The sequence below is a fragment of the Phenylobacterium sp. Root1290 genome (assembly GCF_001425305.1).
Classification (GTDB): Bacteria; Pseudomonadota; Alphaproteobacteria; order Caulobacterales; family Caulobacteraceae; genus Phenylobacterium.
This window is the reverse complement of the sequence record NZ_LMEE01000006.1, coordinates 17,561-27,530: the sequence shown is the minus strand read 5'-3', so window position 1 is coordinate 27,530 and position 9,970 is coordinate 17,561. Positions and strand designations below refer to the sequence as shown.

11 protein-coding genes are annotated in these 9,970 nt (G+C 68.5%); 2 read left to right on the top strand and 9 right to left on the bottom strand.

What is annotated here, in order from left to right:
* The coding region (locus ASC79_RS20505; protein ID WP_304437889.1) for a carboxyl transferase domain-containing protein at positions 1 to 261 on the bottom strand (261 nt) is incomplete at its 3' end.
* 70 nt (positions 262 to 331) lie between these two features.
* Positions 332 to 1,057 carry an ATP12 family chaperone protein gene (locus ASC79_RS20500; RefSeq protein ID WP_056018143.1) on the bottom strand — a complete coding sequence of 242 codons (726 nt, stop codon included), beginning with the start codon at positions 1,055 to 1,057 and terminating at the stop codon, positions 332 to 334.
* A 67-nt stretch (positions 1,058 to 1,124) separates the two neighbouring features.
* Between ASC79_RS20500 and ASC79_RS20495 the strand changes: the two genes are divergently transcribed.
* Entirely contained in the window at positions 1,125 to 2,249 is a 1,125-nt protein-coding gene (locus tag ASC79_RS20495) for a winged helix DNA-binding domain-containing protein (RefSeq protein WP_056018141.1), read from the top strand.
* On the opposite strand, the gene ASC79_RS20490 is transcribed toward ASC79_RS20495, so the two are convergent.
* Both ASC79_RS20490 and crcB read right to left on the bottom strand, forming a co-directional pair.
* Positions 2,246 to 3,232, bottom strand: a complete 987-nt coding sequence (locus ASC79_RS20490) for an RluA family pseudouridine synthase (RefSeq protein ID WP_056018139.1) — start codon at positions 3,230 to 3,232, stop codon at positions 2,246 to 2,248. The two genes, ASC79_RS20495 and ASC79_RS20490, sit on opposite strands and share 4 nt — an antisense overlap.
* Positions 3,229 to 3,612, bottom strand: coding sequence for a fluoride efflux transporter CrcB (crcB, locus tag ASC79_RS20485; RefSeq protein ID WP_056018137.1), 384 nt, complete (start codon positions 3,610 to 3,612; stop codon positions 3,229 to 3,231). Before crcB ends, ASC79_RS20490 begins: the two co-directional genes overlap by 4 nt.
* Before the next feature lie 111 nt (positions 3,613 to 3,723).
* Between crcB and ASC79_RS20480 the strand changes: the two genes are divergently transcribed.
* On the top strand, positions 3,724 to 4,497 hold the full coding sequence (locus ASC79_RS20480) for a hypothetical protein (RefSeq protein WP_156378293.1): 774 nt from the start codon (positions 3,724 to 3,726) through the stop codon (positions 4,495 to 4,497).
* On the opposite strand, the gene ASC79_RS20475 is transcribed toward ASC79_RS20480, so the two are convergent.
* From ASC79_RS20475 to ASC79_RS20455, 5 genes are all read right to left on the bottom strand, one after another.
* Positions 4,494 to 4,994, bottom strand: a complete 501-nt coding sequence (locus tag ASC79_RS20475) for a hypothetical protein (RefSeq protein ID WP_327082834.1) — start codon at positions 4,992 to 4,994, stop codon at positions 4,494 to 4,496. The two genes, ASC79_RS20480 and ASC79_RS20475, sit on opposite strands and share 4 nt — an antisense overlap.
* 43 nt (positions 4,995 to 5,037) lie before the next feature.
* Positions 5,038 to 5,814: an RluA family pseudouridine synthase gene (locus ASC79_RS20470; RefSeq protein WP_056018133.1), complete on the bottom strand. Its 777-nt coding sequence runs from the start codon at positions 5,812 to 5,814 to the stop codon at positions 5,038 to 5,040.
* The gene (locus tag ASC79_RS20465; protein WP_056018132.1) at positions 5,811 to 7,112 is read right to left on the bottom strand and encodes a replication-associated recombination protein A; all 1,302 of its coding nucleotides are present in this window, start codon (positions 7,110 to 7,112) and stop codon (positions 5,811 to 5,813) included. The genes ASC79_RS20470 and ASC79_RS20465 overlap by 4 nt, the downstream gene beginning before the upstream one ends.
* Before the next feature lie 59 nt (positions 7,113 to 7,171).
* Positions 7,172 to 8,587, bottom strand: a complete 1,416-nt coding sequence (locus ASC79_RS20460; protein ID WP_056018130.1) for a Do family serine endopeptidase — start codon at positions 8,585 to 8,587, stop codon at positions 7,172 to 7,174.
* A 98-nt stretch (positions 8,588 to 8,685) separates the two neighbouring features.
* A complete protein-coding gene (locus tag ASC79_RS20455; RefSeq protein ID WP_056018128.1) occupies positions 8,686 to 9,951 on the bottom strand; it encodes a TCR/Tet family MFS transporter in 1,266 nt (421 codons plus the stop codon).
* Positions 9,952 to 9,970: the final 19 nt, after the last annotated feature.

Genomic DNA, 9,970 nt, shown 5'->3' with positions numbered 1-9,970 from the left:
GAACACCAGCCGGCCGTTGATCCGGCCCCAGCCGGTCACCACCCCATCGCCCGGCACCCGGTTGTCGGCCATCCCGAAGTCCACCGCCCGGTGCTCGACAAACATGTCGAACTCCTCGAACGAGCCCTCGTCCAGCAGCAGGTCCAGACGCTCCCGCGCCGTCAACTTGCCCTTGCCGTGCTGGCTCGCAATCCGGCGCTCGCCGCCGCCAAGACGCGCCTCTCCACGGCGCTTCTCCAGCTCTTCAAGGATGTGCTTCACGCGACCGCCTCCCACGCCAAGGTTCAAGGCGTAGTCGGACGATCCGATGCTGGCAACCGCGCAGGCCGCGTCAGCCGAGGGCCTTGAACCACTGGTCGAGCATGCGCGCTTCTTCCAGCAGGCGCGCCGTCCGCTCGGCCGCCTCCTCGTCCACGCCCCACTTTTCTTCCTGATAAGCCTCGTCGATGCGCGACAGGGCCCAGGCTTCCTCGCCGGTCAGCCAGCCACGCTGCAGGGCCAGGGCCAGCACCGCCGAACCGAACAGCGGAGTGCCGAACGCCACGCCGGTCAGGGCGAAGTCGTCGAGATCCAGCGCCAGCGCCTTGACCTTGGCCAGGGTCTCTTCAGGCTGCTCGGTATGGATGATGCCGGTGGCCCTCCGGAAGACCAGGGCCAGCTCCTGCTCGGCGCGGCGCAATACCGGGTCCCAGCCCGCGACCTGACGCTCATAGAGGCTGTTGCCGGTCTCGGAAAAATAACAGAGCAGGTCCGAGGCCGCGTACTGCGCAACCTGGCTGGCGGTGGCGTCGCGGGCCTGCGGGATCGCCTCGGTCGCAGTGAAGGCCAGGCGCGTGATGTGCATCGCGGCCATCTCGATGTGCTTGCCCTGAGCGTCCCACTCGGCCGCGACCATCTCAGCCAGGGCCTGCGTCGGCACAGTGAGTTTGCCGCCCTTGGGCGAGCGGACGTTGCGTCCGTCGAGCTTGACCGAATAGGCGCCGCCCTCGGCCACCACCGTGACGTCCTTGTAGAACCGCTTGGGCTTCTCGCCCGGTTCGATGAAACCCTTTTGCACATCGGCCTCCTGCGCTCGCACGAGTGAATTGCGCGGCGCGGTGCGTGCAATGACCGGGGATCGCCGATTGCGCAAGCGCGCCGGTGTCGGCGATCCTGCGGCGATGAGCGACACCGTCCTGACCCAGCGAGATCTGAACCGCATCCTGCTGGCCCGGCAGATGCTGCTGGCCCGCGAGCCGCTGGATCCCGTCGCCGCGCTGGAGCGGCTGTTCGCCCTGCAGGCGCAGTTGCCGCGGGCGCCGTTCCTGGGCCTTTGGGCGCGGCTTACGGACTTCACGCGGCAGGACCTGCTGGACGCCGTCCACACCCGTCGCGTGGTCCGTTCCACCCTGATGCGCGGAACGCTGCACCTGGCCAGCGCTGACGACGTGCTGGCCTTCCGCACGACGATCATGCCCTCGCGCGACGTCACCCTGCCGTGGGGCGTGAAGCCGACGCCCGAGGTGCTGGAGGCCGTGCTGTCGATCGGCCGCGAGCACTTCGCGCCCGAGCCGAAGGATTTCGAGAGCGTGCGTCAGGTACTGGAGGTTCAGGGCTTCGATCCCGTTCGCCCGCTGGCCTATGCGACGCGGATGTTCCTGCCGCTTGTGCAGGCCTCTTCGGATGCGCCCTTTGGCCACGAGCCGGGCGGGGCCTTCACCCTGGCCAAGACCTGGCTTGGACGTGACGAGCGCAGCGAGCCCCAGCCGCAAGCCCTCGCCCGCCGGTATCTGGCCGCGCACGGCCCGTCGTTGCCCGCGGATTTTTCGGCTTGGTCTGGGCTGAAGGCCGCGGCGGCGACGTTCGAGGCGCTTGGCGACGACCTCACGACGTTCAGGGACGAGCGCGGCCGCAAGCTCTACGACCTCAAGGACGCCGTCAGACCGCCTGGCGAGACGCCCGCGCCGGTGCGCCTCCTGGCCGACTTCGACGGCGCGGTGCTATGCCGGGCCGACCGGACCGGTATCATCGCCCCCGAGCACGCGCCGCTGCTGGCCAGCAAGAACGGACTGATCCCGGCCATGGTGCTGGTCGATGGCGTCGTGGCGGGGACCTGGCGTATCGAGCCCAGGAAGAAGACCGCGCCGGTGCGCATCCGCCTGTTCGGCAAGGTCGCCGCCAAGGACCTCCGGGCCATTGAGGCCGAGGCCGTCTCGGCGGCGAGGTTCCTGGCGCCGGACGCCAAGCCGGAAGTGGCCTTCGAGACCTAGTGCCGGCGCTTGCGGCTCTTGAACGGTTCCGGATTGGCCTCGTGCTCATCAAAGCCGAAGCGGTTGAAGCCTTCCTTCAGCTCCTTGCTGATCGGCGCCTCGAGGATCAGCGTGCCGCGCGAGGGATGCGGCAGGGACAACCGGCGCGCATGCAGTTGAAGCTTCAGGCTGCCCGAGAGCTCGGCCGAGGCGTCGGTCTTGTATTTGGGGTCGCCCAGGATCGGGTGGCCCATGGCCAGCATGTGCGCACGCAGCTGATGGGTCCGGCCGGTGTGCGGGCGCAGCGCCATCCAGGCGACGCGGTGCGCGGCGCGGCTGACGGTCACGAACTCGGTCTCGGCCGGATCTGCGTTGGGATCCTTCGGATCGGCCGGCACCACCATCTCGCGGTCGCCGACGCCCTTCTTGACCAGGTGCAGTTCCATCACCCCTTCGGAGGGCTTGGGATTGCCGAGCACCAGCGCCCAGTAGGTCTTTTCGGCCCGCCGGCGCGCAAAGGCTCCCGACAGCTTGGCGGCGGCCCCAGGGGTCTTGCCGAGCACCAGGACGCCCGAGGTGTCGCGGTCGAGCCGGTGGACCAGGCGCGGTCGGTCCAGCCCCTCGCCCCAGGCGCTGAGCAGGCGGTCGACGTGCTTGGTGGTCTTGGTTCCGCCCTGCACCGCCAGTCCGGCTGGCTTGTTGAGCACCAGGACCTCTTCGTCCTCGTAGAGCACCAGCGACTTGGCGTAGGCGATGTCGCGCGGATCGAGGCCGGGCTTGTCACCAGGCTTGGGCGCGTCAGGCAGCGGCGGGACGCGGATCGTCTCGCCGGCCGCCAGCCGCTGATCGGGCTTGGCCCGACCGCCATCCACGCGGATCTGCCCTGAGCGGGCCATCTTCTGGATCTGGATCTGCGAGACGTGCGGCCAGCGGCGCCGGAACCAACGGTCCAGGCGCACGCCGTCTTCGCCCGGATCGACGGCGATATTGCGAACTTCTCTCACGCGAAGATCCTCCGCGCCAGCAGCAGACCCAGGAACAGGGCCGAGATGGAGAGCAGCACCGAGGCGCTCGCATAGGCGAAGGCTTGGCCATACGTGCGGCGTTCGACCATCAGCGCCGTCTCAAGCGAGAACGCCGAGAAGGTCGTGAACCCGCCCAGGACGCCGACCCCCAGGAACACGCGCAGCTTCTCCTGATCGGCGCCCCCGCGATGCGCGAGATAGCCGGCCAGCATGCCCATCAACAAGCCGCCCGAGACGTTGGCGATGAATGTCCCGAACGGCCAGCCCGGACCCCAGAACCTTAGCGCCTGGACGCCCACGGCGTAGCGCGCCACGGCGCCAGCCGCGCCTCCGGCGGCTACCAAAAGAAGTTTCTCCATGCGCTCTTATGCGACGCACCGCCCCCTCCGCGCAAACGGTCGGTTAATCCACCCTCGTCACGGCCGGTTAAGTCCGTCTCGTCATGTTCGCAGCCCTGTTGGGGCGGCTGGATGTCGGACGTGCGCGAGAGTGGTGTTGAGGCGTCCGTCGGACCGTCCGAGGGTTTGCCGCCATGGACCTTCGTGACGGCCGAACGCCGCATCCTGGCCCTGGACTATTCCATCGAAGAGCTCGTCAGCCTGAAGCACACGGCCACGGCGGCCCTGCGCATCCGACCTGTCGTGCGGCACGTGAAGTCCGGGGTCATCATCCCGACCTGGGCCTACGGCCGCCTGGCCGACAGCGATGTCGAAAGCATCGACCGCGCCACTTTGGAGTTCGCCGGACGCCTTCGCCCCTCCGACACCGAAGCCAAGCTGCCGCTGGTCATCCCCCAGTCATTCCGCAATCTCGCGGGGCGGCGGGGCCGCGCCGGCCTGGTCCAGGCGACGCACGGCTCTGCAGAGGCGCTGAAGACCCGGGTCATCGTCGAGATGACCGAGATCGGCCGTGGCACCCCGCCTGGGCGCCTCAATGAGGTGACCAGCTTGATTGGCGCGATGTGCAAGGGCGTGTTCGCCCGCCTTCAGCCAGGACGGGATGCTGCGGCTGCGTTCAAAGACGTCCGGCTTCAGGGACTGGCCCTTGATGCGGGCGATGTCGTGGGCGCCGACAGCGACGTGGCCGCCGCCCTCCTGGAGATCGGTGAACAGGCGCAAGGCCTGGCGCCCCTGCTGATCGCCCAGGGGCTCCACTCCGACGGCTTCTTCGCCGTTGCGGAGGTCGCCGGCTTTACACACGTGGCGCTGCGCGGGCACGACGCGCCCGCCGACGCGGCGACCTAGATGCGTTCCCCGATCGTACGGCGGACCTCGCTGGCGTTGTAAACTTGGCCGCCCGCGGAAGCGGGTGGAGCTCCCTTGCCCATGATCACTTCGATCGTCTGGGTCAGGGCCGGCCCGCCGCCGAGATTGAAGCTGGTGCCCACCCCGACGCCGACGCCGCTGCTATAGCCGCCGCTGCCGCCGCCGGCGCCGACCGAGAGCCGTGGGCCGCCGTCTGAGCCGCTCTGTGCGACATAGCGGTCGACGACCCGGAACCAGTCATAGCCGTCGGCCAGCGTCAGTTCGGCCGCGCGTAGCAGGGCGTAGTCGGACACCTGACTCATCGGCGCGCCCGGTCCCCCACGGAACGTCACGCGATAGCGGCCCGGCTCGATCCGCATCTCGGAGAACCCGACGGATTGCCCGCCGGTCGCGGGACCGTAGACGGTAGGCGCCGTGGCGCAGGCCGCCAACGCGGCGCAAAGGACGATGATCGCAGTCAGGCGTCTCATGGTCATGACCTCACCCTCGCGGACCGTTGGCCCGCTCACTGGCTAACGGTCAAGCCTTGGCGACGTTCCCGCCCAGACCAAGGGCCGCGATCAGCGACTGCATGTCCTGCGGCGTGTCGGCCTCGATCTTCTTGGTCCCGCCTGCGGGATGCGGGAACGACAATGCAGCGGCATGCAGCATAAGGCGTGGAACCGGATGTCCGCCGGCCATCAAGGCGCCGCCATAGCGCACGTCGCCGGCGATCGGCCGCCCGATAGACGCCAGATGCACCCGGATCTGATGCATGCGGCCGGTCTGGGGGGTCAGTTCGAGCAAGGCGGTGGTCTCGCCGCGCGCCAGCGTTCGATAGCGGGTCAAGGCCGCCTCAGCGTCCGGATGATCGGGCGGGCAGACGCGCATGTAAGCCTCGCGTCCCGACTCCTCCCGGCGCAGGGCCGCCTCGATCACGCCCGAGGCCGGCTCGGGCGGTCCCGGCGTGACGATCGCGCGATAGGTCTTGGCGAACCGCCGCCCCATCATGTGCTTGCCGAGGAAGCTGGCGGCCGGCTTGGTCTTGGCGGTGAGGATGACGCCGCTGGTGTCGCGATCAAGCCGGTGGATCAGGCGCGGCCGCGCCTTGCCCGGCTTTGCGAAGGCCCACAGCAGTTCGTCCAGCGTATTGACCTGCCCTCGCCCGCCCTGGCTGGACAGGCCCGAGGGCTTGTTCAGCGCCATGATGTCGGCGTCCTCGTAGATCACCAGGCTGCGGACCAGGGCGATCTCTTCGGGACTCAGGACGACAGGCTTCGGCTGAGCTTTGACCTTCGGCGGCGTGCGGGGCTTCACGTCCGGCGGTTCCGTTGCTCGGCCCAGCGCTCCAGGCGCTCCTTGATCCGCGCCTCCACGCCGACATCCTTGGGCTGGTAGAAGCGCTGACGCTCCATGCCTTCCGGGAAGTAGTTCTGCCCCGAGAAGCCGCCCTCGACGTCGTGGTCGTAGGCGTAGCCCTTGCCGTAGCCCAGATCCTTCATGAGCTTGGTCGGGGCGTTGCGGATATGGGCCGGCGGCATGAGCGAGCCGGTTTCGCGCGCCGCCCGCTGCGCCGCCTTGAAGGCCACATAGACGGCGTTGGACTTCGGCGCGGCGGCCAGGTGCACGACCACCTGCGCCAGGGCCAGCTCGCCCTCCGGACTGCCGAGAAAGTCGTAGGTGTCCTTGGCGGCGTTGGCGAGGACGAGGGCCATGGGGTCGGCTTCGCCGATGTCCTCGACGGCCATGCGGATCAGCCGCCGGGCGATGAACAGCGGGTCCTCGCCGCCGCCCAGCATCCGCGCCAGCCAGTACAGCGCCGCGTCCGGATCGGAGCCCCGGACAGATTTATGGAGAGCGGAAATGAGGTTGTAGTGCTCTTCGCGGTCCTTGTCGTAGGCGGGGCTTCGCTTCTGAAGGATCTGGCCTAAGTCCTTGATTGACAGGAGCTTTGCCGATCCGATGTTGAACAGGGTCTCGGCCAGGGTCAGCAGGTAGCGTCCGTCGCCGTCGGCCATGGCGACCAGGGCCTGACGGGCCTCGGGTTCCAGCGGCAGATCGCGCTGCTCATGCGCCTCGGCCTTGGCCAGCAAGGACTCCAGCGCCTCGTCGTCCAGCCGCTTGAGCACATAGACCTGAGCCCGCGACAGCAGCGCCCCGTTCAGTTCGAACGACGGGTTTTCGGTGGTGGCTCCCACCAACGTGACGATCCCCTCCTCCACGAACGGGAGGAAGCCGTCCTGCTGGGCGCGGTTGAAGCGATGGATCTCGTCGACGAACAGCAGAGTCGACTGGCCGGCAGCGCGCCGCATCCGCGCCTGCTCGAACGCCTTCTTCAGGTCGGCGACGCCGGAGAAGACCGCCGAGATCTGCTGGAACTCGTAGCCGGCCTCCTTGGCCAGCAGGCGGGCGATGGTGGTCTTGCCGGTGCCGGGCGGGCCCCAAAGGATCATCGAGGACAGCCGCCGGGCCTCGGCCATGCGGCCGATCGGCCCTTCAGCGCCCAACAGGTGATCCTGTCCGACGACCTCGGAGAGCCGCTGCGGTCGCAGGCGGTCGGCGAGCGGAGACGGCGCGTGCGGCGTCAGCCCGGCAGCTTCGAAGAGATCGGCCATGGCGCGTTCTACCGCCCTTCGAGGATCGGAGCGAGAGCGGCGCGTGCGCGCCGCCCGCGTCAGGTCCGGAAGTTGGCGGTGACCTCCTGGCCGTTGCGCTCGATGGTCACCTGCCATTGACCGCCGCCGGCCCCGAGAACGCCGGTCAGTTCCCGGACCGAGCCGATTTCCCGGCCGTTGACCTTGCGGATCAGATCGCCCGGACGCAGGCCGGCGTTCATCGCAAAGCCGCGGCTGATGTTCGTCACCAAAACGCCACGGCCGGCGAACGGATCGATGCCCAGTTCGTCGGCCACCGCCGGCGACAGGTTCACGACCGTCGCGCCGTCGAAGGGATTGCGGCCCGAGATCACCTGCTCGTCCTTGGCCGGGGTCGCCGGCGGCGCCTCGGCGCGCAGGGTGAGGGTCTGCTCGCCGCTGCCGCGACGAACCCCGAGCTTGATGCTGTCGCCTGGGCGACGCGAGGAGATCGCATAGGACACCGCCGCCGCATCCACCGCCGGCCGGCCGTCTACCGAGACGATCACGTCGCCCTGACGCAAGCCTGCGCGTGCTGCGGGGCCGTTCGGCCAGATGTCGGCGACCAGCGCGCCCTGCGGCACGCTCATGCCCATGCTGCGGGCGAGTTCGGCGGTGACCGTCTGGGTGCGCGCGCCAAGCCAGGGCCGGACCACGGCCTGGCCGCCGCCCGCGGCGGTTTCCACCACGCGCCGGACAATGGCCGCCGGGACCGCGAACCCGACACCCGACGACGTGCCCGACCGCGAAAGGATGAAGCTGTTCACCCCGATCAGATCGCCGTCCATGTCGACCAGGGCGCCGCCGGAGTTGCCGGGATTGATCGCCGCGTCGGTCTGAATGTAGGCGTTGGACGCATCGCCGTTCGGATCGGCGGTGCGGTTCAGCGCCGAGATGATGCCGTTGGTGACCGTCTGGCCGACGCCGAAGGGGTCGCCGATCGCCAGCACCAGATCGCCGACCTGGGCCTCGCCGGAATCGTCGATGGCCAGGGTCGGCAGCCGCTCATTGCCGACATCGATCTTCAGGACCGCCAAGTCAGTGCGCGGGTCGGCCAGCAGGATGCGGGCGGTGTATTCGCGGCGGTCAGCCAGGGCGACGGTGATCTCCTGTCCGCCCTCGACCACGTGATTGTTCGTCACCACGATGCCGTCGGCCCGGACGATGACGCCTGACCCGAGCGAGCCTTGGATGCGCTCGCGTGGCGCGCCCATGCCGAACATGTCCCAGAACGGATCGGGGCGCTGGCGCACCAGCCGCTTGGACGAGATGTTGACCACGGCCGGGGCCGCCCGCTTCACCACGGGGGCGAAGGAGGCCTTCATCGTCATGGCGTCGCCGGGCGCAGTCCGACTGGGCTGAGCAAGGGGTGGGATCTGGGCGTTGGATTTAGCTGCGGGGTCGGAACAGGCCGCCAGCAAAGCCAGGGCGGGGATCAGGACGCGGTAGGCGCGCATAGAGTCTCCAGGCATCGTCTCAAGCCCGCACTCTCAGGAGTTTTCAGGCGCAATGATGGCGAATATCTAGGCTGCGCCGCGACGAACCGAAACTGTCCTCAGGCGCCTGCGGCCGCAGACTTAGGAACACGCCCTACTCTCAGGGACAAAAGGAAGGCTCCGACCAGCAGCGCCGCGGCCAGGTAGATGGCCAGCCCCGGCTGATGCAGAGCTCCCTCGTGGCGGATCGACCAGGCGAAGGTCATGCCGAAGACAATCGGCCCGATCACAGAAGCGATCCCCTGCAGGGCCTGATTGGCCCCCTGCAACTGGCCCTGGGCGGAAGGCTCCACGCGGCGCGTCATCAGCCCCTGCAGCCCCGGCATAAGGAAGTTCATCAGGGCGAAGACCGGAACGCCGATCATGTAGGCCCAGCCGGTCTGCGCCATGCCGTAGATGGCGAAGCCGGTCGCGCCGGCAGCGGCGCCGAGCAGCAGCGCGCCGCGCTCGCCGATTCGGGCCACGACGGGCCCGACGAGCAGCGTCTGCACGATCACTCCGGCCAAGCCTGTGGCCATCATGGTCAGGCCCATGAAGCCCGGCGTCCAGCCGTAGCGGTAGCCCGTGTAGAGCACGAAAATCGCCGGCAGCACGGTGTGGGCCAGCTGGAACAGGAACCCGATGCTGGCAAGGCCGAACAGTTCGTTGTGGGCGCGCAGGAAGCTGAGCGAACCCACGGGGTTGGCGCGCTTCCAATCGAACTTGGCGACACGCTTCTCGGGCGGCAGCGATTCCGGGAGAATGAAGAACCCGTAGAGCCAGTTGAGCGTGGTCAGGGCCGCCGCCACAAAGAACGGCAGCCGCAGGTCGATGTCGCCGAGGAAGCCGCCCAGCGCGGGTCCCACAAGGAAGCCGAACGAGAAGGCCGAGCCCATCCAGCCATAGGCCTTGGCCCGCTTATCCGGCGGCGTGACGTCGGCGACATAGGCGTTGGCCGTCGAGAAACTCGCCGCCGTCAGGCCATTGATGATGCGGCCGACGAACAGCCACATCAGGCTGGGCGCCAGCGCCATGAACAGGAAGTCGATCGCCAGGCCGCCCAATGAAATCAGCAAGATAGGCCGGCGGCCATAGCGGTCGGAAAGCATGCCAAGGATGGGGCCGCAGAACAGCTGCATCACCCCCCAGACGGCGCCGAACAACACGTTCCATTCCGACGCTGCGGCGGTATCGCCGCCGGTGAACTCCTTGATCAGATTTGGCAGCACCGGGATCATGATCCCGAACGACACCGCGTTGATCACCGAAGCGGCGAAGATGAACCGGAAGGCCCCTGCCCAGCGCTTGTCGTCGGCGCCGTCGGCGCTCTCGGGACGCTCAGTCATGGCTTCCTCCGGTCGGCCG